Consider the following 25,803-nt stretch of genomic DNA (forward strand, 5'->3'; position numbering starts at 1 on the left):
ATTATTGTTTTAGTGATCGTTTCGCATGTAATAGTTAAAAAACAAATAAATTCTTACATATTTAAATGTTAAAATGAAATAAAATTATATTTACACTGTTAATTAAAAGAATAACATCTGTTAATTACTATTATAATGTTTGTACTATGATGGCGAAGAGTGTGAAAAAGGATTTATTTTTCAAGGAAACATTGAAATTGATTCATGAAAAAGGATTTAGAGCCACCACCATGAGAGATATTGCGGAACGCATGAACTTTGAGGTAGCTAATATTTATAATTATATAGACTCTAAAGATGCCCTCTTAGAAAATTATGTGATTGGGATTACCAAAGAATTTCAAACCTATATGGATAATATTATAGATTCAACTTTTTCACCAAAGGATAAGCTGAGAATGGTAATTTCCAAACACATACAGTTCACATTTGAAAAACCATACCAGCTGGCACTTATGGCAAATGAATGGAGAAATTTAAAGGAGCCTGCACTTAGTGAATATGTAGCCAAAAGATCAGACTATATTTCTAAAATTGCCTCTATTTTGGAAGACGGTGTAGAGAAAGGAGAATTTAGACCTATGAACATTGAAATTGCCACAAATAGTATAGTATCATCATTGAGATGGTCTTATAACAAGTATGTAGACAATAGCAATACAAGTATTAACCCTATTGAACTTGAAAAGCAATTTATGGATTTCATTTTTAATGGTGTAAAAGCCTCATAAACCTTCACAGATCTTTTAAAATTTTTAAATATCCAGTTTACCCTAATTTGAATGTAAATAGCATAGTTTAACCTATTGCACATTTCATTTCTGCCAAATATTGTTGACCTTTATAAAGCAAATTGAACAACAATAGTTATGACATCGGCAGAGGCAAAATTAAAGGAACGCGTAAAAGAACTAACCTGTTTATATGAGGTAACTTCTATTATCGTAAATGCAGATTATGATCAAATTGATGCATCTTTAGAAGCCATTGTTTATTGCTTAAAACGGGCATGGCAATTTGAGCAAGTAACCGAAGTTTTTCTAAAAGTTGGTGAATACACTGTACAAACAGATGACTTTAAGCCAAATATGGTCTGTTTATCTTCAAAAATAAAAGTCTTTAATAAGTTAGAAGGCGAGGTAATGGTTGGCTATCCTTCAGAAAAATATAGCATTGATGACTTTTTAATAGAGGAACAAACGTTGTTGAACAACGTTGCCTTAGATGTTGGCAATCTTATAGAACGTAAACAAATTCGTGACAGTGAAGCTCTTACAAGACGAAAAATGGAGCGAACCGATCGTTTGCACATATTAGGTGAGATTACAGCTGGCATAGCTCACGAATTAAATACCCCATTGGCCAATATACTTGGCTTTGCCGAACTTCTTACCGATAAAATGACGGATAAGCAGTCTGTAAGAGATCTTGAAAAAATCATGGACAGTGCCATTTTTAGTAGAGAAATCGTTAAAAAACTTATGTTCTTTGCTTGCGAAATGCCGCAGGAAATGAAAAGGGTTCAATTAATTCCTATTGTAACAAGCGTTATAAAATTACTAGCACCATCATTACGTGATAAAAAAATTAAACTAGTAACAACTTATGAAAATGAAGATCTGGTTTTACAGGCAGATACAGTACAATTGACCCAAGTATTGTTCAACCTAATTATGAACGCCATTTATTATTCCCCAGAAAATGGTATTATTTCAGTAAAGGTCCTAGATACAGAAAATCATATTCTTTTAAAAATTGCCGATCAAGGAGAAGGTATACCAAAAGAATTGGAAGATAAGGTTTTTGAACCCTTTTTCACTACCAAACCTATTGGTGAAGGTACTGGTTTAGGCCTTAGTGTAGTTCATGGTATAATTACGAGCCATAAAGGTACCATAGAGCATGAACAGAATACGCCTAAAGGAACTATTTTTACGGTCAACTTTCCTAAATTGTAATTATGGATTTGCGCAAAGAGAACATACTCATAGTAGATGATGATATAGATATTCTAGAGCTTTTGCAAAGGCATTTACAAGCTATGGGATACCATACTTATAAGGCGGTGTCAGTTAAAGAGGCCCTGTTTATTTTGAAGGATACTTTTATAGATCTTATTATTACTGATATTCAAATGCCAGAAATTGATGGATTACAATTACTGAAGTTTGCAAATGAACATTACCCAGAGATTCCAAAATTGGTGGTAACCGGCTACCCTTCTGTAGAAGACTCCTTAGAAGTCATAAAATCTGGTGCTACAGACTATTTGACCAAACCTTTTACCAAATCCGAACTTAAAGACGCTATAGAGAAAGCATTTGAACAAAATGCCCATAGAAAAAACAGCAAAGTTGCCACGGCCTCCCCTAACCTATATTCAGATATGGTAGGAGAATCAGTCGCTTTTAAAAAAGTGACGAATATTATAGAAAGGGTCAAAGACAACAAAGCTACCATTATAATTACCGGTGAAAGCGGAACCGGAAAAGAACTGGTTGCAAGGGCCATACATTATTCTGGTAAATTCTCAAGAGAACCTTTCATTGCAGTAAACTGTGGGGCTATTCCAGAAAACTTACAAGAAGCGGAACTGTTTGGATACATAAAAGGTGCCTTCACCGGTGCAAATGAAAATAGAAACGGATTTTTTCAAGCGGCCAAGGGCGGCACACTCTTTTTAGACGAAATAGGCACTGCTTCACTGGCAGTACAGACCAAGTTATTACGTGCCTTACAGGAAAAGGAAATTACACGGGTAGGATCTCAAAAAGTTGAAAAAGTAGATATAAGGATTATTGCCGCTACGAATGCCAATTTAAAAGATGAAATAAAAAACGGCTCATTTAGAGAAGACCTTTACTATAGGTTAACCGTTGTAGAAATCAACGTGCCACCACTTAGGGAAAGAAAATCCGATATTTCTATTTTAGCCGATAAGTTTATACGAAAATATGGCATAGAATTTAAGGACCGCCTTCTGCGTATTGCCCCTGAAGCGCTTCAAATTCTTGAAAGATATAATTGGCCCGGTAATATAAGGGAGCTTGAAAATATTATTCAACGCGCCGTAATAATGTCCGATGGTATTATTAAAGTAAAAGATTTGCCAGAAGCCTTAAAATATCAAATTGATTTTCCTGATAATGGGTTACGGCCACTTTATGAAATGGAAAAAGAATACATACAACGCGTATTGGTTCATACGAAAGGAAACAAAACCAAAGCCGCCCAAATTCTTCAAATCGATCGTAAAACTTTACGCGAAAAACTAAAATAAAACATCTCAAGGTATGCCCATGAGGCATTCATAAGGAAACAAACTTTTAAATCGAGACAAGCCTCAGAATATTATACCCTTTGGCGGTGCCAATAAATCGGGGAAATTCTACCCAATCGGGTAAATACTCCCCACTTCAGGTTTCATCAAAAATTATTTTTAAAATTATAGACTATTGATTGTTAGTAATTTACATTACATGTTTTCAAAAAATCACTTTTAGGGCATACCCTTTGCATTTTCTATTGCGAACAATAAAGCTACTACCACTAGTTTGGTAATACGTAGTACAATTAAAAATGCAGTAGATGAAATACGGTAGTCTAGTTTTGGAAGAGAGCGAATTCATCGCTATTAAAAATCATCTAGAGAATAATCTTTCTATTGAAGATTATGCGCATAAAAACGCGTTAGAACTTCTAGCTCAAAATATGGGTATTGCCATGGTTTTGAATACTGCAGATATCCCTTTTGACATAGTAACTATTAATTCAACCATAAAAGTTACTGGAGCATCGGGCGTACATCAAACTTTTACCATAGTACCACCTGAGCAAAGCAATGCTAAACACCACAAAGTTTCAGTAATCAGCAGTTTAGGTGCATCGGTAATAGGTCGCGCCGTCGGTGATAGAATTTCATTTGGGCTACCAGGTGAAATGATGTCCCTGGTCATAGAAAAAGTTATCCAACCAAACCAAGCCAACAAAATCACTCCTAAAGTTTCAACCATTTAAAAACAAATATTAATTAATTCTAAAATTATTCAGTTATGATAAAATATGCAATTGCCCTGTTATTTTCAGTAAGTATGTTAACCGCTCAAGACAACACTTCTACACAACCAGAGGTTCGTGTTGGTGATGTTTTTGAAATAGGAAAACCCGAATCGCACAAGTATAAACACATAGATTTTCCAAGAGAAAATTTTATAATCAAACGTGGTGGTATTGCCAATTATAGGCAGGCCCATGGCGAGAAAGTTGTAGTTACCTCAGTTAAGGAAAAAAAGGACGGTACTACACAAATTAAAATTAAGAGAAATGATGGTGGTCGTTTTTTTGGTAGTCATACAGTAGTAACTGCAGACTACAAAGACGCTATCAACTCAGGCGAATTACAAGTCCTTTAATTTTTTTTAGTTGGTTGATGTAATCCACTTGGCTTCTATAAATAGGTTGGCTGATTTATTAAGAAAACACCAAGTGGATTCCTATTAACGCAAAATGTACAATCATAATTTAATCTCTATAACACTTATGTTCTCAAAATTAAAAACACAGCAAAGAATGCATGCCATCTTTATTTTAGGCATCACTTTTTTGTTGGTTTTGGGTTCAAATAGATTGTACCAAAGACATTTTACTACGTTGCAAACAACGGTAAATACCGTGTATGAAGATAGGGTTAAGGTTCAAGATTTTATTTATCAGTTAAATAACATTTTCCATGAAAAAGAACTAAGACTTACAGCTCATGATTTTATTTTAAACCAAGAAGAAAATAAAAAAGTAGAAAATCTATTGAATGAAGTGGCACTTACAGAACTGACCGCTACCGAATATAATACCTTAAATACCCTGACCGACAAATTTAAAAAGCTAAGAATATTGGAAGATAAAGAGCTACAATCCAATAACGATATTCAAAGCAGCATAAGGTCAACCTCATTAAAAACTCTTTCCGAAATAGATGATAATTTAAATATACTAGCAAAAATACAATTAGAAGAAAGCAAACAACTCACTCAACTTTCCAATAAAACTTTAGACAACAATATTCTAATGTCCAAACTGGCATTTGCCCTATTAGTACTTATTGGCATTACCCTTTTGGCGTTAATTTTTTATCCTTTTAAACCTCAGACGGTTTTAGAATAACAAACAACAGTAAGAACACTTTAATACATCATAATATGAGCTCGATGAAAAATTATATGCGCAGCATATGCTCCACTTGTACGCACCATTCTTATTGTTCGATCACAAAAGATAAATATAACATTCATTCGTGCAGTGAATATGTTCATTTTATGGATTTCACCAACAAACCCATTACCGTGATATCCAATGAAATGTCTAGCAGTGAATTAAATAATGAATTAGTATTAAACTACATATAATGATAGCAAAAGTAGCTCCAAAAAAAGCACCTAAACAAGGTATGCTAGAAAATGTAATGCGACAGTTTGATAATGCCGCAGACATTATTGACCTTAATAAGAACATTAGAAAAATTCTTGAGGTTACCAACAATGAATTTGTTGTTCATTTTCCTGTACGAATGGACAATGGTGAAGTTGAGATCTTTACCGGTTACCGAGTGCAACATAACAACTCTCTTGGCCCATACAAAGGTGGGCTACGTTACCACCCAACTGTAGATATAGATGCTGCCAAGGCTTTAGCAATGTGGATGACCTGGAAAACTTCTCTAGCAGGTTTGCCCTATGGTGGAGCCAAAGGAGGAATACAGTTAGACCCCACGAAATACACAGATTCCGAATTGGAACGGATTACCAGAAGATTCACCTATGCCTTGGGCGACAATATTGGACCTGAGTTAGATATTCCTGCTCCAGACGTGAATACCAATTCGCAAACCATGGCATGGATACTTGATACCTACATGTCTACCAAATCACCGGCGGAACGCTCCACCAATATGCATGTAGTTACCGGTAAGCCAATTGGTGCAGGCGGTTCTAAAGGAAGGGATAGAGCTACGGGCTACGGTGTTTTTCTAACTATAAAATTCTGGGCAAAAAATAACAATATTGACCTAAAGGACAAAAAATTCATTGTTCAAGGTTTTGGTAACGTAGGGTACTGGGCTGCGTATTTCTTAGAAAAAGAAGGCGCTATCTTAACTGCCGTACAAGATGCATATGGCTGTATTACCAATGAAGAAGGTATAAATGTAGACCAATTGCTGGCCTATAGCCAAGGTAACAAGGGAAGTATTTTAGGTTTCTCTAAAGCAAGAACCATTGATAGCGCAGACTTTTTCTCGTTAGATTGTGATATATGTATTCCTGCCGCATTGGGCAACCAGATAACGGCAAAGAACGCCAACAAGATTAAAGCGTATTTAATTGCTGAAGGTGCAAATGGACCGACCGATGTAGACGCCGAAAATATACTACTAAAAAAAGGGATTGAAATTATACCCGATATACTTTGCAATTCTGGTGGTGTAATAGGTAGTTATTTTGAGTGGCTACAGAACCGTAATGGCGAAATATGGTCGTTAGATGAGGTTATGGAGAAATTAGAAAAGAAAATGTCAGCCTCTTTCACCACGGTTGTCGAGACCTCTAAAAAGCGAAATGTGGATATGCGTACCGCCGCATTCATCATTGCTATTGAAAGATTGGAAGAAGCTTATGTACAACGAGGTATTTTTCCTTGATATACATAGTTGATCAACAAACAATAAAAAATTTTAATACGTAATACTGCCACAACGAGCGTGGTCGAAATTATTTGAAATAAGCTAGCCAATGTTCTCGGCTGCGCTTAGAATGGCAATGGACAAGCTATTAAAATTAAATGTACAACCATAAAACACAGCATATGAAGTACGGAAATCTGGTTATAGAAAAAAAAGAATTTGTAGTACTTAAAAGATTAATGAACCTATCTGGGTATTACAAAGATGACACCTTACGTAAATCTGTTAAAAAGCTGGCATCAGAACTAGAAACTGCTATTATTTTAGACGCTAACGATATGCACGAAGATGTAATACGGTTAAATACCCTGGTCACCATAGTTTCTGATAGCGGTTGGCACAAAAAGTTTAAACTGGTAATGCCTACGGACAGCGATATTAAGAACAATAAAATCTCAATTCTTACACCAATGGGTGCAGCAGTTATGGGATATAGTGAAGGTGATACCGTTCAATGGGAATTTCCGGTCGGGGAACAAAAACTTACTATTGAAAAAGTGGAGCAAGAAAACGAACATATTAACCTGAATATGGCATTATAACTACAACAAACCATTTTATGTTGATAAACAAAATTTAAACATTATGATTGCCTAAGACAAGTATACTAATCATGTATTGAATTAAATAAAAGAATATTAACAATAACTAAAACGTACAGTATGGAAAGCAGTATATTAATACCCACAGATTTCTCAAAAAATTCATGGAATGCCATGCTTTACGCTATAAAGCTGTTTGAAGATAGAAAGTGTAGCTTTTACATATTGCATGCCTATGCCAAAGAAACATATGGTCTTGATAGTTTAAGCCTTCTTGATCCAGATGAAGCGTTCAATAAAACATCAGAAAACAATTCTAAAAAAGGTTTAAGAGAAACCATTGCCAGATTACATAGCTTAAACAAAAATACTAAGCATAGTTTCTATGCCGTATCTGAGTCTATGTCACTTTTAAGTGCAGTCAAAAACCTGAACAAGAAGATACAATTTGATTTACTTGTATTGGGAGCTAAAGGCTCGGCAAATAAAAACGAAGCAGCATATGGTCAACATACCTTGGAAATTTTAAAGAACGTAAAGGAAAATCCAATATTAATTGTTCCCGGCAATGTAGATTTCAATCAACCCAAAGAAATTGTATTGACCACTAATTTTAATACGAACATTAAAAAATCTGAAATTGAATATTTGGTTACTATTGCCAAACTAAGCAACGCAAGCATACAAGTACTTAGTTTAGAACAGCCGAGCAACCTAAGTTTTGGTCAAAAAAGGAACAAAGTAAAATTACGTAATCAGCTAAAAGACGTAGCCCATAGCTTTAACACCTTGCGCAATGTCAAAATGGCCATTGCATTAAATTGTTTTGTAGCTATAAGGCATTCAAATATGATCAGTTATGTAGACAAAAAACCGTCATTTTGGGAAAGATTTGGTTTTGGGAGACTATCATTGAACAACCTGGGCTATTATGCAGAGGTACCCGTACTGGCCATACATAGTAAATAATAAAATTACCTTAACAGTTTAACTTGTTGCTTTCACAAATAGTACCTTTGTAAGGTTGAAAGAACATGATAAATGAACGACGATTTTCATAAAATACTCTTTAATTATCTTACAGAAGCTGGACTTAGTACTACTGCCGCATCATATCTTAATTTAGCCATATTATTAATTGTTGCATTAGTGTTGGCTTGGTTCTTGGATCTTTTGATCTGGAAAGTTCTACGTTCAGTTTCACTAAGGCTAGCAAGAAAATCAAAAACCAATTTCGATAATTTTTTGGTAGCCAACAGGGTGCCCAGATATTTGGCTCATATTGTTCCGTTAAGCATATTAATAGAATTTGTACCCTTTGCCTTTATTGGCTTTGACTATGCCGCAGAAATTGTTTTAAAGTTTTTACATGTACTTTTTGTAGTGCTTGCATTATATGTAGTCAAAAGTGTTTTTACCAGTATTAATGATTATTTAAAGACCAAGCCAAGGTTTAGAGATAAACCTATGGGCAGTTACATACAGGTGTTTATGATCTTTGCCTGGATCGTAGGTATCTTCACTATTTTCGCCATTATCACCGAAATTCAAGTTTGGAAGTTCTTTACCGCACTGGGTGCCGGCTCTGCCGTTATTCTACTTATTTTCAAAGATTCTATACTTGGGTTGGTGGCTAGTATACAAGTAAGTATCAATGATATGGTGCGTATTGGCGACTGGATCAGTTTTGATAAGTTTGGTGCAGATGGCGATGTTATAGAAATATCATTGGCGACGGTAAAGGTTCAGAATTTTGATAAGACAATTACGACCATTCCTACCTATGCCTTAATATCAGATTCTTTCAAGAACTGGCGTGGTATGCAAGATTCTGGCGGAAGACGAATTAAGCGCGCATTGATCTTAAGTCAAAAAAGTATACGTTTTCTTTCTGAAACAGATTTGGAGGAATTTGAAAAAATACAATTAATTGCGCCATACCTTAAAACCAGAAACGAGCAGATCAATTCTTACAACACCTCTAACAACATCAATAAAGACCTTGCCATTAACGGTAGAAATTTGACCAATATAGGAGTGTTCAGGAAATATGTGAACGATTATTTAGAAACCCACTCTGCCATAAATAAGGGAATGACCTTAATGGTTCGTCAATTACCACCTACGCCACAAGGCATACCCTTAGAAATATATGCATTTAGCTCAGATAAACGTTGGGAAAACTATGAGTATGTTATGGCAGATATCTTTGACCATTTACTGGCCGCACTACCCTATTTTCATTTACAGGTTTATGAAATTCCCGTTTCTATTTCTGCCGTTGAAAATTAATTTTCGCTGATCCATAGCTTCGTACTTTTATCTCACCTATACTATTGATTTTCAAAGATTATAGTATCTTTCTTACCAGATTAATTATTGAAATCTCGGTGTTATAGAGTAGATTAAAAGCAATAGAGGATAAACTTAGGATGGCTGTAACTAATCAATCGTTCTTTCTTTTTCCTAAAACTTCTCAAAACAAATAATAGCTAGCAATGAATCCTAATATATTTGAACCACAACAGAATTTAAAGGAATGGGTTCAATGTTACTGGACATTGGAAAGTGCTATTGAAGACACTCCTGTAAAAAATACTATAATACCCGATGGTACAATGAAACTAATTTTTCATTACGGAGATACCTATAGACATCACCCAAATTCAAAAGAAAGTTTCATATTACCTAAGTGTTTTTTAATTGGGCAATTAACACAACCGTATATTGTAGAACCACTAGGTGTTACCGGTACTTTTGTAGTTAGATTTCAGCCAAACGGATTTTTCCCTTTTGCAGACATCAATATTAAAGAAATACAAAATACTGCAGTGCCGTTAAATGTATTGTTTGACAAGGAAGGCGAAATACTTGGAAACCAAATTCTAGAAGCCCACTCTACTGCAGAACGAATAGCGCTAATAGAAACCTTTTTACTTGCCCGATTAATAGATAAAAAAAATATTGACCATATTGTAAAATCTACTATTGAGACCATTTTAGAGGCCAATGGACAATTTTCTGTGAATGAACTTTCAAAACAAAATAACATTCATAGAAGACAGCTGGTCAGAAAATTTTCATCCACTATTGGGTTGAGTCCCAAGCAACTTTCCAAAACTATTAGAATTCAGAATACTTTAAAAAAATTATTAACTGAAGAAGTTACGAGTCTTACCGATTTGGCTTATGAAAACGAATATTTTGACCAAGCACATTTCATTAAAGATTTTAAAGAATTTACAGGGCTTACTCCTAAAGAGTTTTATGTGGATGATTTAAAAATGTCCATGATTTTTGACAACAAAAAGTAAGCTTGTCCCATTTTTACAATTTTATATTTTAAAGTAAAGGCACTTTTGTTGTGCAATAAAGCAACAAAATATAAAAGAAAATAAAATGACAAACGTAAATCCTGTAAACTGGTTTGATATCCATGTTTCAAACTTACAAAGTGCCAAAGAGTTCTATGAAACAGTTTTTAATATTAAACTTATTGATTTTCCTATTGAATTTGGCAAGCAATCTGGTTTTCCATTTGACCCAAAAGGTTTAAATATTACTGGGGCATTGGTAGAAAAAGAAGATTTTATAGCAAACAGTAACAATACTGTGGTCTATTTTGAATCCAAAGACTGTACTACTGAAGAGAATTTAGTAGGACAAGCAGGCGGAAAAATTATAAGACCAAAGATGTCTATTGGCGAATTTGGTTTTGTAGCCATTTTAATGGATAGAGATGGTAATACTATAGGGTTGCACTCCATGAAATAATTCAAAGGGCATAAAGACAAACTTTTGAAAATTAGAATAGCAGTTTCTACAATCTGCTATTCTATTAAACTTTCCTTTTTTCAAATGAATGTAAATCTCCTAAAAAACCTATTCTAAGGTCGTTTAGATAGAGCATGTATACCCATAATGATCAAACAGAAAAGAAATTTGCATAAAACACACTCATAAAAAACTAGACAGGTATCTAAAACCCAATGTTTACACTTACTTCATAAGGTGAAAATTCATATTATTACTATTTAACAATAACAGAAAAGAGATAGTTTTTCTCGTATTATCTAAACCTGTTTTTTGCTTTGAACAATCTCATTTTTTTTTATAAGATGTGCAGCTAATTGTCAAAATTTTGCTTTTCGCTAATCAATTATACTAAAAAAGATAAATGCGATTTAAAATATCAAAACAACTTAAGATCAACTCAACCATTTAACGCAAAATGAAAAGAAGAAAGTTTTTTGAAAAATCTGTAAAAGCAACTCTAGGCGCAAGTGTTATACCATTAACCGGATATTCAAACGACCCAGAAAAAGCAAATAGTACAGACCTAACATCAGAAAAGCCTTTTGGCAATACGGACCCCAATCAATGGCACCAAATGGGTACCGGCAAAAAGCCAAGACCGGACAGACGAAAAACAGAAACCTATGACGTTGCCGTTATTGGTGGCGGAGCTGCAGGCATGTGTGCCGCCATAGCTGCTGCAAGAAATGGTTCTAAAGTAGTTTTAATTCAAGACCGCCCTGTATTAGGCGGTAACTCTTCAAGCGAAATCCGTGTTCACCTCAACGGGGTAAATCATTTAAGAAACGGTTTGCCAGAACGAGAAACCGGTATCATTGAAGAAATACTATTACACAATCGCTTTCATAACCCACAAGACTCCTACCCTGTTTGGGACCATATTTTGTATGACTTTATCACCAAGGAAGAAAACCTTGATCTAAAACTGAATACCACGGCAATTAGAGCCATAATGTCAGACGACGGTAAAATTGAAGCCGCTTATTGTTGGCAATTGACCACTGAAACTGAATTTACCATAGAGGCATCTATCTTTATAGATTGCTCAGGTGATGGCTTATTGGGTGCTACCGCTGGCGCACTATACAGAACCGGTAGGGAAGCCTCTTCTGAATTTAATGAGAAATATGCGCCCAAAGAGGCAGATGGTTGGCAAATGGGCTCTACCGTGCTTTTAGGTTCAAAAGACATGGGTAGACCTATGCCTTTTGAACCGCCACATTTCACCCTTAAATATGACGCGGAAAAATCTCACAAAGGAAGACAGTTAAAACCTTTTGAATTAGGTTTTTGGTGGGTAGAGTTAGGTAGTGATGAAGATATTATTGGTGAATTCGAAGATAATAAACATAAACTTTTAGGATATGCCTACGGCGTTTGGGACTATATGAAAAACTCAGGTAAATTTCCCGAAACAGAAAACTATGCTTTAGATTGGGTTTCTTCATTACCCGGCAAAAGAGAAAGCCGCAGATTTATTGGCGATTATATTCTTAGCGAACCAGATTTATTAAAGAACAAACAATTTGAAGATGCAGTGGCATTTGGCGGTTGGTCCTTAGATGAACACAACCCTGGCGGAATTGAGAACCTTAACGAACCGCCCAGTTATTTTCACGCAGATTTTGAAGAGCCGTACCAAATACCATTTCGTTCCCTGTATTCTAAAAATGTACCTAATCTTTTATTTGCAGGTAGAAATATAAGTCAGACACATATAGCCTTATCATCTTCCCGTATAATGGCTACATGTGCGCTTGAAGGGCAAGCAATAGGTACGGCGGCTGCCTTGTGTGTAAAAAAGAAAGTTTTACCACGTAAATTGGGAAAAACATATATTGAAGAATTGCAAGAACAATTAATTAGGGACGATGCATTTATTCCAAACAAACCTGCAAATGACAGCACAGATCTGGTTAAACGAGCAGCATTGATATTTGGCTCTAGTACATCTTCTGGCGATGCAAAATTATTGAACGATGGTTGGTCAAAAGATTACAATGACAATCCACATCATTGGCAATCTGACGGACTACCGGCGCATGTTCAAATTGAATGGGATGACCGTATAAATATCTCTCAGCTTGAATTAAAATGTGATACCAATGTAAAACGAAACTTGATGCTACGCAGAGATAGTTTAGAAAATGATGTGTATACCACAAAAGTTCCTAAGGAACTATTACAATCCTTGGATATAGAAGCTCGCATGGATGGCAATTGGGTTAAAATAGGCAGTATAGATAAAAACAAAACCCGCTTGATCAAATTTAATTTTGAAACCATAGAAACCACTGCGGTACGTATTAATTTAAAAAGTACCTATGGCGCAGATCATGCCAAATTATTTGAAGTAAGATGTTATAGTTAACTTGGATATAACATATGAAGCACATCATCTATTTCGCCTTATCTTTTTGCCTTTTTCCATGGGTCAGCTTTATTTCTACAGATGAAATAAAGCATACATTACATGTTATACATAAAGGCATCAGTTTAACCGAACCGGTAGCCTGCACATTGGTGAAAATAACTAATGAAAAGGCATTACCTCATGAGTTTTACATGGATGTAGAATCTGTAGTATGTGGCGATAATCAATGTAAGATAGATGTGGTTCGCATTTATTGGGATGAATTAGGACACTTTAACAAGCTTGTGTTACCTAATGACGTTGCATTGGAAAAATCAGAAGGAAAAAGCTTCACCAATGCCGATTATAAAAAACTACATGAAATATTAAAGAATGAGAACTCTGCCCTAAAAAATGTATATAAAGATGAAATTGTAGGTACGGTGGGCAGTGAGGGCGTAGATGCAATGTCTGGTGAGACTATTTTACTAGAAAAATCGACTTATGTAAAAGGAGCGGTCTGGACCTGCTATTCCCTATGGCATTGGGCACACGGAGATGTAAAGCAGCACATTAGGGATATTACCGGAAATTCATATTCAAAAAGCGAATTGCAGTCTTTCTTACAAAAAGACAATTATCAACTATTTGCACTAGAACAATTAATCAGAAAGAAAGATTTTTCAAAGAAAACGGTCAACGCCATAATAAATGCCATTAAAACAAACCCTGAGCTATTGAGAACCAGTATGCGGTATTGGAATAGTGCTCCCGGCGATATTTATCAATACGGTGCCCAACAATTATTACCTGCTGTTAACTCTGCTAATCGTGTCTTATACCTAACCGATATTTTGCAAACTGAACAAAAATTAAACACTGCTTTTATAAATGTAACAAACCCTTTGATTGCCAAATTCAGCTATCAAGAAATTGATATATTCTTGAACATACTAAAAGAAAAAAAACTAACTACACCCAATACCATTTCTCAATTAACAGCACTTTTGAGAGCAGATGATTTTTTAATTTCCCGTAGGGTGTATTACTTTTTAAAGACACAAGAATTGTCCGCAGATGATAAATTAAAAATTGAAGACTATTATCAACAATGGAAGCATAAACTTTAAAAAAGTAATTTTAAAGGTCTGTTTAGAACAAACTAAGACACTAAATAATAACAAGTTACATTTAACTTAATATTTTCATTTAATAATTAACGTCGTTTTATATTTATAGCAAACCAGACCATTGCCTAAATATATATTCATTTTAATTGCTATTTCCCTAATTTCTTTCTCCGGATATGGACAGGATAATACTGTAATTTTAAAAGGAACGGTGTCCAATGCCAAAAACGATGTATCTAATGTACTTATCGTTAATTTAAACACCCAACAATCAACCATTACCGACTCTTTTGGCCTTTTCAGCATTGAAGTTAGATTAAAAGATTCACTGCGTATTTCTGCCGTACAATATCTTCCCAAAGAAATTATCATCAATGAATCTTACCTAAATAGCAGTTTTGTAACTATTCACCTAATTGAAAATATAATAGACCTTAAAGAAGTTACGGTTACACCCTATAATTTAACGGGCGAATTGGATCGTGATATAGATAGACTTGACATAAAGCCTACAACTACATCATACACTTTAGGATTACAAAATGCAGATTTCACCAAAATGACCCAAAGTGAAAGGTTATTGCAAGAGGCCGATAGAGGAAAATATGTAAAACTAGCAACAACGGACGAATACGGCAAAGTCTTTGAAATTCTTGGATATGCAGCATTAACCGTTGTCATAAACACCCATAAGATTGCGAACAGGGTTTCTGGCAGAACAAAGTCATTGGAAAAAATGGTGGAACGTGATGAAAAAAAGCAACTGGAAAAGGAAATCATTGATAAATTCTCAAAACAGACCATGAGTGAAAATTTTAAGATTCCCGTAAGCTATATTGACGGCTTTCTTACCTATTGCCTTTCCCAAGATGATTTTATAGCGCTAAAAAACGCAGGTAACACCATTGAAATATGGGAATACTTAAAGACTAAAAGCATTGATTATAAAACTACAGAAGAATTCGAAAATTAAATTCTGCGTTAAAAAACAATGAATTTTCTGCTAGAAAAATGCTATAGTAATCTTAAGTATCATTCTATTATTCTAAAAATACCGATAACTTTAAACAAGTTAAAATAACCAACACATTAAAAATGAATATCAATCCTTTTAAAACTATCTTACCTTTTCTAGTTTTATTTTTAGTTTATAGTTGTGGAGAAAATAAACCAAAAAACAAAACCGATGAAAGCACAACCGTTTTAACGGCGAAAGCATATACGGGCACAGCAAGCATTACCCAAGGTATTGCCACTAACCTGCTAGAAGATATTTACGAATGTGATCGTGGTAGAAAAACAGATGTTGGTGAAATTACTTCTATAGATGGAAAAAAATGGACCGTGCCAGCAGAAACCAACTACACTAATGAAAATTTTCCGTTTGCCGTAGATCTATACAACGCGTGCGAAGGAAAAAATTATAATACTGTTCAAGAAGCTATGACTTATTACAATGATTTGGATATTGTTGAAATAGATAATGATGGGGAGGTTTTTACCGCATATATCTTTGCAGACAATTATTTTGAAATGTATGTCAATGGTAAACCCGTAGGCAAGGATAAAGTTCCGTTCACGCAATTCAATTCAAGCGTTATTAAATTTAAAGTACTTAGACCATTTACCATTGCCATGAAATTGGTAGATTGGGAAGAGCACCTTGGTATTGGTTGTGAAGAAAATAGGGGAAAATCCTTTCATGCAGGTGATGGCGGTATGGTGGCTGTCATTAAAAATAAAAAAGAAGAAACAATTGCCATTACGAACAAAGACTGGAAAGCACAAACATTTTATACGGCTCCTATCATAGATTTAAATTGTACTTCTGAAGATGGCGGATATAGATATTCTAAAAACTGTGATACCAATGGCGGAAATGACGGCAGCAAATTTTACGCCTTACATTGGCAAATACCAGAAGGATGGATGCATACCAATTTCGATGACTCTGATTGGCAAGATGCATCAACATACACAAATGAGACCATTGGTGTGGACAATAAACCTTCGTATACTAATTTCACCACGCTATTTGACGACCCTAATAAGGATGCCCAATTTATTTGGACTACCAATGTCATTTTAGATAATGAAGTTCTTGTTAGACATACCGTAGAATAAACATTTTATTACTTAAAATAACCAATATCTTGCAGTTCAATATCTCATTGAGCAAAAACTATACTATGCGAAAAGAACTTAATATCCATGAATGGTCTAGAAAAGAACACTTTAATTTTTTTTCAAAATTCAGTGAACCGTTCTATGGCATTACCGCTAAAATAGATTGTTCAACTGCCTACAAAAATTCAAAAGAAAACGGATACTCCTTTTTCATGTACTATTTGCATAAATCATTAAAAGCCGCAAATAATATTACAGCATTTAAATACCGTATTGAGGGTTATAAGGTTTATGAATACGATGTAATAAATGCATCGCCCACTATTAACAGATCAAATGGAACTTTTGGATTTTCCTACCTTGATTATCATGAAGATTTTAATACTTTTTGCGAGCTGGCAGCACCTAGAATTGAAGAAGTAAAAAACTCCAAAAGTTTAATGCCAGCTTTATCAGGTGAAAATGTAATTCATTTTTCATCATTACCTTGGATAGATTTCACATCACTTTCCCATGCTAGGCATTTTGATTTTCCGGACAGCTGCCCAAAAATTAGTTTTGGTAAAATGACTACTGTAGATGGCATTCAAAAAATGCCCGTATCGGTTCATGTTCATCATGGTTTGGCAGATGGTCTACATGTTGGGCAATTCTTTGAAAAACTACAGGAATTTATGGACTTTGATGATTAATATAAAAACCTATTTCCTAAATACACTGTTTATAAACTAGAGGTCAATTTCATCATATTGACACTTAAAGAATACAACCATCGTAACTGTTCCCAAATCAGTTGTTCTTCTTGATGGTTTCTTTTGTATTTATGTGAATCGTCTGCACTTAAATTCACCTCTTCAGATTGAAATTTGGGCAGTTGTTTCTCAAACGATATTACCTCATCTAAATTTATAACTTGTTTATCCGCAGCATCAATAGATAACATTTTCAATACCGATTCTAAGTTCTCATCGATCTTAGTAATAATATTGTTTAAACGTTCAGAAGCCTCTGTAGTTGTATGGTGCTGTATATAAATACTCCATGATGCCAAAGAGGATAAGAAATTATGGTTTAGCTCTACCAATTGATAAATTTCATTTAAGTTCTTCTGCTTGGAATGCGGTTCTTGCGTCATTCTTTGAAAAGCAGAACTAAGATTGGAAGTCTCTAAAAATGCATTTTTTCGTGCCAATCTATAACTTGTAGGTACATTGCCTTTATGAATATAAAAATTTGCAATCTCAGACAGATATGTTCTATTCGCCTCCACACTTTTGACAACATCTTTACGTATCTCTTGAAAACTCCAACTAGGCCATAAAAACAAAAAACCTAGGTACGAGAGCACAGCCCCCAAAAGGGTATCTAAAATACGGTATTGTATTACGGTCATTACATCTGGTTGAAGAATACCGTAAATAAAAACAATGCTGAGCGTTACGTATATTGCCGATGCCTTATAATTCTTTTGAAGCATAGATAACGCTATTACAAAAGAGATGAGCGCCAAAATCGCATATGCATAAACATCTTGTACCAAAAAAACAATGACAGTGGCTATGAGTCCGCCAATGATAGTTCCTACAGTTCTATCTTTGGAGCGTGCTTTGGTTAAACCGTAATTAGGTCTCATTATTAAAATAATGGTCAATAAAATCCAATACGCATTTTGAAAAGAAAATAGGTTACCCAAAACAAAACCGATCATTAAGGTAATTGCCATACGCAACGAATGCCTAAAAATGGTAGATCTAAAACTTAGGTTACGCAACAAAATACGCGGACTATAATCTTGGGAAATTAAAAAGTGTTTTAAAATTTCTTTATCTATAAACTCTTCAGACGCAACATCATGATCACTTAACAACCACTTGATTCTTTTAATTTTATCGAACTGTTTTTCTTGGTACTCCAGAAAATTCTGAAACATGATAAAAGCTTCATAGGCCTGTGCATCTTTTATGCCCCCTAATTCTTGAATCTTGCTATCCAAGTCATTAAACAGAATTTTCAGTTTATTGTGCTTGGGTATTTTTGTTGGCTTATTTCCAATAACAGCAATCATCTGTAACTGTTCTGCCATTTCTGAAATAATATGTTGAAACAGTTTTGCAAACTCAGGATAACCTTGAAATTGCTCATCCATTTTTAAATAATTAACAGGGTTTGCACCAGCATTTTCCAACATTTCTATCAATTGAGCCAAAACCAAAACCCGCTTTCCATTATATACCGATATACCAGAATTCTTACGTGAAAGAATAAGTATTTCACGTAAAGTGTTGTGCTGTTCGGTTAATTCGCTCTGTAGTAAAAAAAGACTTTTTTTGAGTTTTTTCCTATTGGCTTTTTTACCTATTAATTTACCTCTCTTTTTTAATAGCTTACCGGTATTCCCAATAGTTTCATATAAAACTTCCTCGGTCTGCCCTTTTGGGTTTATCTTATACCATAAAAGGGACAGGGCCAGATACCACATACCTCCAAGACCAACCAATAAAGAGAATTCATAAATTTTTAACTGGTCTGGAGTATGCGCAAAACTGATGACCAATGCCAATAGACCGGAAAAACTAATAAGAGAAGCCCTAAATCCGTAGGCGGAAATCATGGAAATTGCAAAGCTGACCACACCTAAGATTACTACTGACAACCATGGAGAATAATGCAAGTAACCCCCTATAAAACTAACGACCATAACCAAAGCGGCAGAAAATAAAATGCCATATACCTTGTGTTTTAAACTGCCATGAACATCACTTGGGTTACACCAAAAAGCACCAAAACAAATAGCCACACCTATTTCTGAATACCCCGTAGAAATACCTATACCCAGTGGTGTAATTACGGCAATTACAGTCAATACCGACTTGGTAAAATGAGTGCTACCCAAAAATTGGAATAGCTTTTTAAATGTATCTAAAATAAAAACTTGAATCTTGCTCAACACCTATTAAATCAAGTACAAAGATAGACTATGAAAAGAAGTTTCTTTCAAAAACACCTTTAAGAAATACACATTTGGACATTGGTGATCATATTAAATATCATCACAACGATTAAGCTCATTATACAATCATGTAAGTATTATATTACTAATATTTTGAATTATCGCTTTCCAATGTAATCTTCATCTGCTATATTTAGTACTTTTAATTGACTTTGATGCTTATATAAACTTTGGAGAAAAAAACCAACACCCTCTTAATATTGGCTTTAATCGTAGGGCTAGCTTTTCATGGTTCTGCCATTTTTTTTACTCTAGAGTCTACCTACGATGCATTGATCCACCTATTTTTTGCTGACCATTATGCCAATAGCTGGTTTGATCCTTGGGAGTATAGATGGTATACCGGTTTTACAGTACAATCTTACCCACCGTTAGTACATCAATTAATTGGAATTCTCTCATACATTGGCGGACTCAAATTTGGTATGTATGCTGTGGCACTCATAGCCATTGTGCTCTTTATTACCGGTGCCTATAGGTATACCCTTCTTATGACAGGGAGCAGAAGAATTGCCGGCTACGGTGCCGTAATGGCCGTATTTTCATCAACATTTGTAGAAACCTTGCACATTTTTGGACAACTGCCAAGCGTTTCTGCATTGTCGATATTATTACATGCAATGACCGAAATTTACCTTTGGATAAAAACGGGTAAAACAAGATATTTTATAACCTCGGCCACCATGCTTGCGGTTACGGTGACCTCACATCATGTTACCCCTTTGTTCGGCATGGTATTCTTTATAGCTCCATTAATGGGTATGGCTGTTATGGATGCTGCAAGGGAAAAAGTAAACTCTTATAAAGCGCTTACCTTTAAAGTCTTTTGGGGAACCACTTTACAGCATTTTTGGCGTATAGCCAAGTTTGGCGGTACCGCAATTTTTTTACTGGTTTTCTGTATTTTCCCCTATTGGTACAACTCTAAAAGAAACCCCATTACCCAAGTTGCCATACCACATGGATCTAGGGATAACTTTCTGGAAGTAACCTCATCTGGACTAGTATTTTTTATTATTCCTTGGGGTGTATTTCTATTTATACTCCCTTATTTCTTTTACAGATATTTTAGTAAAAGATATGTGTTCTTCGGTTTGTCATTTGCCCTTTTGACCATTTTGGGAACCGGCGGTACTACGCCTATTCCGTTAATGATGTTAGGTGAAACTGCATTTAATATTCTTACCCTAGATAGATTTACTTTATGGGCTACCATTATGGCATTGCCCATATTTGCAGAATTTGCATACCGTATGGTAGAAGGAGACCTTAAGGTACTTATACAATCTAAATTTGGCGGTGTATACCATAGGGTCTTAGGCGGTCTCATTGCAGGCGGAATGCTATTCATGGTGCTCTTTACCATGACCTTGGGGTATTTTAGACCATCGCAACCCGCTAAAATTAAAATGTTGCCCATTGTCAACTTTTTGGGTGCAGATTCGCATGACTCATGGCGATATCTACCACTGGGCTTTGGTGATCAAATGGCATGGTTATCTGCCCAGAGCCGAGCCATGACGGTAGATGGCAACTACCATTCCGCAAGGCGATTGCCCGAATTGACTACAAGGGCCATTGAAAGAATTGAGAACTCTAAATTTAGAGGTGTAGAAGGTATAGGTTCTTTACAACAGTTTTTGACCGTACCCGAGAAATACAACTTAAAGTATATTTTCTCCAATGATAAGTTCTATGACCCTATTCTCTATTATTGCGGTTGGCAGCGCTTGCAACAATTAGAAAATGGAATCATGGTTTGGGAAAAACTTAATGTTGCACCCATACCCCAAATTATGCCCAAACAAGATGTACCTACAATTATGAAGATCATGTGGGGCGTAATACCGTTGACCACCGTGCTCATTGCCATATTTGTAAACATCCAAATGATATGGGTTAGACTGTTAAAATCCCGAAAGACACCGGTACATTCTTTCATGAAATTAGAATTGCCGTACAACAGATTTCCTCCTAAATTATTAACCTTTTCTCATTGGTGGGCATTGCTGATACTTATCTGCTTAGGATATGGTATGTATATATTCTACGTGAAAAATGTTGCTCAGTTGTCACCTACTAACGTAGTAGAATCCTATTATGATGCATTGGACTTTAAAGAATTCTCTACGGCACACTCTTATATTGACCCAGAAGACCATATTGATATAGCTCAGTATATGCTAGAAGTTTCGGTTACCGATGGTATACTAAGTTCTTATGCAAAACTGGATTCCTTAGGTATTGAAATTTACGATGAGACTGAAAATAGTGCAAAGGCCAAAGTAGCTACAAGATGGATTACCCCTTTGGAAAATGTCTTTAATAATGATTATCATGAACTCATAAAGCGTAAAAACAAATGGTACATTAAAGCTAAAAAGGTAGATAATGATATACCTCCAGACCAATTATTTACAGCTAACGGCACAACTTATTACAATCATGGTAGACGAAAGATCACCACACAAGAAACCTACCATGAAGATGTTCTAAAACAACCCGTATTAGAAATTTTATCTGCCAAATTGGTAAAATACAAGGGGCAATACAGTGTAATTGGAGAGCTACAAAATGTAGATAATACACCTGCAGATGTAGTAATAAAAGCAACATTGTACAATGATAATGATAAAGAACTGGCTAATTATAACGCCAAACATCAAATTAAGCATAAGCTAATGCCCAAAGAAACTACTACCTTTAAAATTAACTTTGAGGGTATAGCATGGTCATCTACAAAAGACACCTTACCCCCTACTTTTGATCCAGACCAATTTACGCCGGTCAGTTTTGAAGAACAACCTACCAAGTTTAATTTACAGTCTGCCGGTAATACCGCAAATACCGATTTATATAAACACGTTGCATTACAAGATTTAAAATATACGGATCAAGGTTTTGAGGGTGTTTTGTTCAACTCCGGTGTACAAGAAGTTACTATACCACAATTGATCATTTCTTATTATGATGAAAATAACGAGTTACTTTGGGTAGATCATAAATTTATAACAGAAGGGGTACGTATTCAACGTAAACAATTCTTTAATTACAAACCCTTGGCATTAGATAGTTTAGAAGTTATAAGTAGCAGTTTAGAAAATTGTTTTGTCAATGGGTTGCCCAATAAAGCTATTGCAGATAAAATTTTTCCGGACAGAAAATTGATTCATGGCAAACAGCAGAGCCAACCTTTTAAAGGCAAAGGTTACGATTATGTGAAATTTGAGATTAACAGTTATATAGGTAATCCAAAATAGTATGCGCAGTACAGCCTTATACATATTAGCACTTATATTACTTGGTTGTTCAGGTAAAAAAGAAGAACACCTTACTGCATTCTCGCAACCTACCGTTGAAATAGTTTCTAATGTTACTCATAGCGTTGCGGGTGATGCTATTTCATTAGTGTTCAAAGCAGAAATAGACATTGATAATTTTAAACTACACATTAAAAATGCCTTTGGCAGTGTGCTTTTGTCCCCCGAGTTATCCGAAAAAGAAAACATGGTGTTTCATATTCCTAAAAACTATTCCAGAGTTGCCGGTCCGTGTAGATGGGAACTTCTAATGGACGGACATATGATAAAAAAGGGAAAATTTGATATTGCCACGAACGCCCCAAAAGCCACTTATATAGAATCGTATTTTGGTCCTCGCAGCGTTACAGCTGGCTACAATGATTACTCTATGTTGACCGTTGCCCCCACAGACGCTTTTGACAACCCATTAGACGATGGCACTAAGGTCACCGTAAAATACCAGTTCCAGGATAATATCGATGCAGTTGAAATTGAAACTGAGAGTTTTTTCGCATTTTATAATGTTAGGTCAACCTTAAAATCAGGCAGAATATTAGTTACGGCCGAGTGTAACGGTACAACCTCTAAAGAACTTGCCACAATAGTTTACCCAAATAATGCTACTAATTTTTCCATTAGCAGTACTAGCGCACATAATTATGCAGATGGAAACCAGATCATCACTTTTACATCGGACATTATTAAAGATGAATATGGCAACATAGTAACCAATGGTACATTGGTAACCTTTGTAATAAAAACTGATCAAGATGCCTACCTGTATACTATAGGCACAACCATAAACGGAATTGCAGAAGCAAAAACATTACACCCGGATAAAGCAGCCGAGTGGGAAATACAAGCATTTGTAACCGGAGCAGCAGAAAGTAACACCACCAGCTTTACCTTTAACGCTGCCATTAAAGACTATCCTGTTCACTTTTCAAAAGGAAATAGAAATATAGATATTGGACCATTTGAAAGTTTTATGAAGCAGTTAATACCAGATGGTTTGCTAGTGCAATTAGACATCTATGATATGGATGATGTTTTTATTTCCTCTAAAAAAACCACTACCAAAAATGGTGTATGTAACATTTTTCTTGGTGAATATTTTTTAGCGGAAGGTAAATACAAACTTAAAATTAACGCTGCAGGTATAACCAAAGAATTTATAAAAAATATAGATGGCGATACAGTTGAATAAAACATTGTACAGAACAGTACTCATAATTACTTTTTTAGCTATCAACGGACTAGTTCTTTATGGTATTGGCGCTGCATGGGCATTTATGAATACGGGTGCAGATAAGACTTCCATGTTACATTTAGAAGTTCCCATGGAGGATGTCTACAAACCAAATCTTGATTGGGTCAGTTTAGACAATCCCGGTAGACCTATGGAAAAACAAGCTCTGGCAGAAATCACCAATGACTATATGAACGCATGGCACGTGAGAAACATAGCCTATAAGAAAAATGACCGATACGGAATAGAGGATTTTTATACCGATAGCGCAAGGGTAAGGCTTTATGATAATATAGACCTCAACAAAAAAAACAATCATTGGTACAAGCGCACTACACTAAACCACAACTCTGCTTTAGACTTTTATACGGCAGATGGTACCATGGTCGTTTTTAAAGATTATAACGTTGAAGAATACCAAGAAATCTATGAAGGAGAAACTTTATTGTTGACCGAAAGAGATACCACCAGCTATCAAGTAATGATGCTTTTGGAGGATGGCTTTTGGCGCATAAGACATTTAAAGGAAATTCCCTCACCGGTTGATACAATGCCTACTGAGCCAAGAAACATTGATGACCAATTAAAGAAAATCCACCAGATCAAAGGAATCAACTACTACCCTAAAGATTCGCCCTGGGATACGTTTGGCAAGAAGTTCAATGATACAATTATAGAGCAAGATTTTAAGATCATACAAAATATGGGGCTCAACACCATTCGTATATTCATACAGTATGAAGACTTTGGCAAAAATAAAGTTGATCATAAAAAACTGCAGCTGTTAAAGACACTTTTAGACAGCGCCGAAGCCTACAATTTAGACGTTCTAATCACTTTATTCGATTTCTATGGGGATTATGATGTTTCTAACTGGACTTTAACACACAGGCACGCCCAGCAAATAGTCAATGCCGTTAAAGACCACCCTGCAGTATTAGGTTGGGATATTAAAAACGAACCAGACCTGGATTTTGAATCCCGCGGACGTTTACGGGTTCTAAACTGGTTAGAGCAAATGATCGCAAATATCAAAAAATGGGACAAAAAACATCCGGTCACTATAGGTTGGTCTACCCCAGAAGCCGGTATAGAACTTGCCGACAAAGTAGATTTTGTATCCTTTCATTATTATAAGGATATCGAAGATTTCAAAACAGCTTATGACACCTTGAATTCAGCTGTGCCCAACAAACCTAAATTACTTCAAGAGTATGGGATATCATCATACAAAGGTGCGTGGAATTTTTATAGAGGTGCAGACCAAGAAGGACAAAAAGAATACTATAGTCAAATGCAACAGGTATTGAAAGAAAACGAAGTCCCATATATGTTTTGGACATTATATGATTTTGAAAAAGTACCAAGTGCCGTGGCAGGAAGCTTACCCTGGAAAACAAAAAAACAGCACTATTTTGGCTGTTTAGATACATTGGGCAATAAAAAACCTTCGTATTTTGAATTGGTGGAACAGATTAAAAAGGAGTAATTATCTATTTCATTCTACACGATCATTTTCAGGTAAATGAAAACATAAAAAA

The 25,803-nt window shown here is 35.2% G+C and carries 21 protein-coding genes; 20 read left to right on the top strand and 1 reads right to left on the bottom strand.

Annotation, left to right across the window (positions count from 1 at the left end):
* Positions 1-146 precede the first annotated feature (146 nt).
* From I600_RS05165 to I600_RS05245, 17 genes are all read left to right on the top strand, one after another.
* A complete protein-coding gene (locus I600_RS05165) occupies positions 147-731 on the top strand; it encodes a TetR/AcrR family transcriptional regulator (RefSeq protein WP_058103409.1) in 585 nt (194 codons plus the stop codon).
* Positions 732-869: 138 nt separating this feature from the next.
* The gene (locus I600_RS05170) at positions 870-1,958 is read left to right on the top strand and encodes a sensor histidine kinase (RefSeq protein ID WP_058103410.1); all 1,089 of its coding nucleotides are present in this window, start codon (positions 870-872) and stop codon (positions 1,956-1,958) included.
* 2 nt (positions 1,959-1,960) lie between these two features.
* Positions 1,961-3,280: a sigma-54-dependent transcriptional regulator gene (locus tag I600_RS05175; RefSeq protein ID WP_058103411.1), complete on the top strand. Its 1,320-nt coding sequence runs from the start codon at positions 1,961-1,963 to the stop codon at positions 3,278-3,280.
* Between the two features lie 308 nt (positions 3,281-3,588).
* A complete protein-coding gene (locus tag I600_RS05180) occupies positions 3,589-4,017 on the top strand; it encodes a GreA/GreB family elongation factor (protein WP_058103412.1) in 429 nt (142 codons plus the stop codon).
* Between the two features lie 35 nt (positions 4,018-4,052).
* The gene (locus tag I600_RS05185; protein WP_058103413.1) at positions 4,053-4,412 is read left to right on the top strand and encodes a hypothetical protein; all 360 of its coding nucleotides are present in this window, start codon (positions 4,053-4,055) and stop codon (positions 4,410-4,412) included.
* A gap of 127 nt (positions 4,413-4,539) precedes the next feature.
* Positions 4,540-5,160, top strand: coding sequence for an MCP four helix bundle domain-containing protein (locus tag I600_RS05190; protein WP_058103414.1), 621 nt, complete (start codon positions 4,540-4,542; stop codon positions 5,158-5,160).
* Between the two features lie 241 nt (positions 5,161-5,401).
* Positions 5,402-6,691, top strand: coding sequence for a Glu/Leu/Phe/Val family dehydrogenase (locus I600_RS05195; RefSeq protein ID WP_058103415.1), 1,290 nt, complete (start codon positions 5,402-5,404; stop codon positions 6,689-6,691).
* A gap of 164 nt (positions 6,692-6,855) precedes the next feature.
* Positions 6,856-7,275, top strand: a complete 420-nt coding sequence (locus tag I600_RS05200; protein ID WP_058104285.1) for a GreA/GreB family elongation factor — start codon at positions 6,856-6,858, stop codon at positions 7,273-7,275.
* Positions 7,276-7,395: 120 nt separating this feature from the next.
* Entirely contained in the window at positions 7,396-8,244 is an 849-nt protein-coding gene (locus I600_RS05205) for a universal stress protein (protein WP_058103416.1), read from the top strand.
* A gap of 72 nt (positions 8,245-8,316) precedes the next feature.
* Positions 8,317-9,567 carry a mechanosensitive ion channel family protein gene (locus tag I600_RS05210; protein ID WP_058103417.1) on the top strand — a complete coding sequence of 417 codons (1,251 nt, stop codon included), beginning with the start codon at positions 8,317-8,319 and terminating at the stop codon, positions 9,565-9,567.
* Between the two features lie 206 nt (positions 9,568-9,773).
* A complete protein-coding gene (locus tag I600_RS05215) occupies positions 9,774-10,589 on the top strand; it encodes a helix-turn-helix transcriptional regulator (RefSeq protein ID WP_058103418.1) in 816 nt (271 codons plus the stop codon).
* A gap of 85 nt (positions 10,590-10,674) precedes the next feature.
* The gene (locus I600_RS05220; RefSeq protein ID WP_058103419.1) at positions 10,675-11,049 is read left to right on the top strand and encodes a VOC family protein; all 375 of its coding nucleotides are present in this window, start codon (positions 10,675-10,677) and stop codon (positions 11,047-11,049) included.
* A 457-nt stretch (positions 11,050-11,506) separates the two neighbouring features.
* Positions 11,507-13,462 carry an FAD-dependent oxidoreductase gene (locus I600_RS05225; RefSeq protein WP_058103420.1) on the top strand — a complete coding sequence of 652 codons (1,956 nt, stop codon included), beginning with the start codon at positions 11,507-11,509 and terminating at the stop codon, positions 13,460-13,462.
* A gap of 14 nt (positions 13,463-13,476) precedes the next feature.
* Complete coding sequence (locus I600_RS05230) at positions 13,477-14,574, top strand: hypothetical protein (RefSeq protein WP_058103421.1); 1,098 nt, start codon at positions 13,477-13,479, stop codon at positions 14,572-14,574.
* Between the two features lie 121 nt (positions 14,575-14,695).
* Positions 14,696-15,547 (top strand): hypothetical protein, encoded by an 852-nt coding sequence (locus I600_RS05235; protein WP_058103422.1) that lies wholly within the window; start codon positions 14,696-14,698, stop codon positions 15,545-15,547.
* 122 nt (positions 15,548-15,669) lie between these two features.
* On the top strand, positions 15,670-16,698 hold the full coding sequence (locus I600_RS05240; protein WP_058103423.1) for a hypothetical protein: 1,029 nt from the start codon (positions 15,670-15,672) through the stop codon (positions 16,696-16,698).
* Positions 16,699-16,763: 65 nt separating this feature from the next.
* Positions 16,764-17,393 carry a chloramphenicol acetyltransferase gene (locus I600_RS05245; RefSeq protein ID WP_058103424.1) on the top strand — a complete coding sequence of 210 codons (630 nt, stop codon included), beginning with the start codon at positions 16,764-16,766 and terminating at the stop codon, positions 17,391-17,393.
* A gap of 29 nt (positions 17,394-17,422) precedes the next feature.
* Here I600_RS05245 and I600_RS05250 read toward each other — a convergent pair whose 3' ends face one another.
* Positions 17,423-19,651, bottom strand: a complete 2,229-nt coding sequence (locus tag I600_RS05250) for an FUSC family protein (RefSeq protein ID WP_394364952.1) — start codon at positions 19,649-19,651, stop codon at positions 17,423-17,425.
* A 230-nt stretch (positions 19,652-19,881) separates the two neighbouring features.
* Between I600_RS05250 and I600_RS05255 the strand changes: the two genes are divergently transcribed.
* From I600_RS05255 to I600_RS05265, 3 genes are read left to right on the top strand one after another with little or no spacing between them, the layout of a single operon-like run.
* Entirely contained in the window at positions 19,882-22,971 is a 3,090-nt protein-coding gene (locus I600_RS05255) for a hypothetical protein (RefSeq protein ID WP_058103425.1), read from the top strand.
* Between the two features lies 1 nt (position 22,972).
* Positions 22,973-24,220, top strand: coding sequence for a hypothetical protein (locus I600_RS05260; RefSeq protein WP_058103426.1), 1,248 nt, complete (start codon positions 22,973-22,975; stop codon positions 24,218-24,220).
* On the top strand, positions 24,201-25,751 hold the full coding sequence (locus I600_RS05265; protein WP_058103427.1) for a glycoside hydrolase family 2 TIM barrel-domain containing protein: 1,551 nt from the start codon (positions 24,201-24,203) through the stop codon (positions 25,749-25,751). Before I600_RS05260 ends, I600_RS05265 begins: the two co-directional genes overlap by 20 nt.
* The last annotated feature ends 52 nt before the right edge of the window (positions 25,752-25,803 follow it).

It is taken from the genome of Maribacter dokdonensis DSW-8, assembly GCF_001447995.1.
GTDB lineage: Bacteria > Bacteroidota > Bacteroidia > Flavobacteriales > Flavobacteriaceae > Maribacter > Maribacter dokdonensis.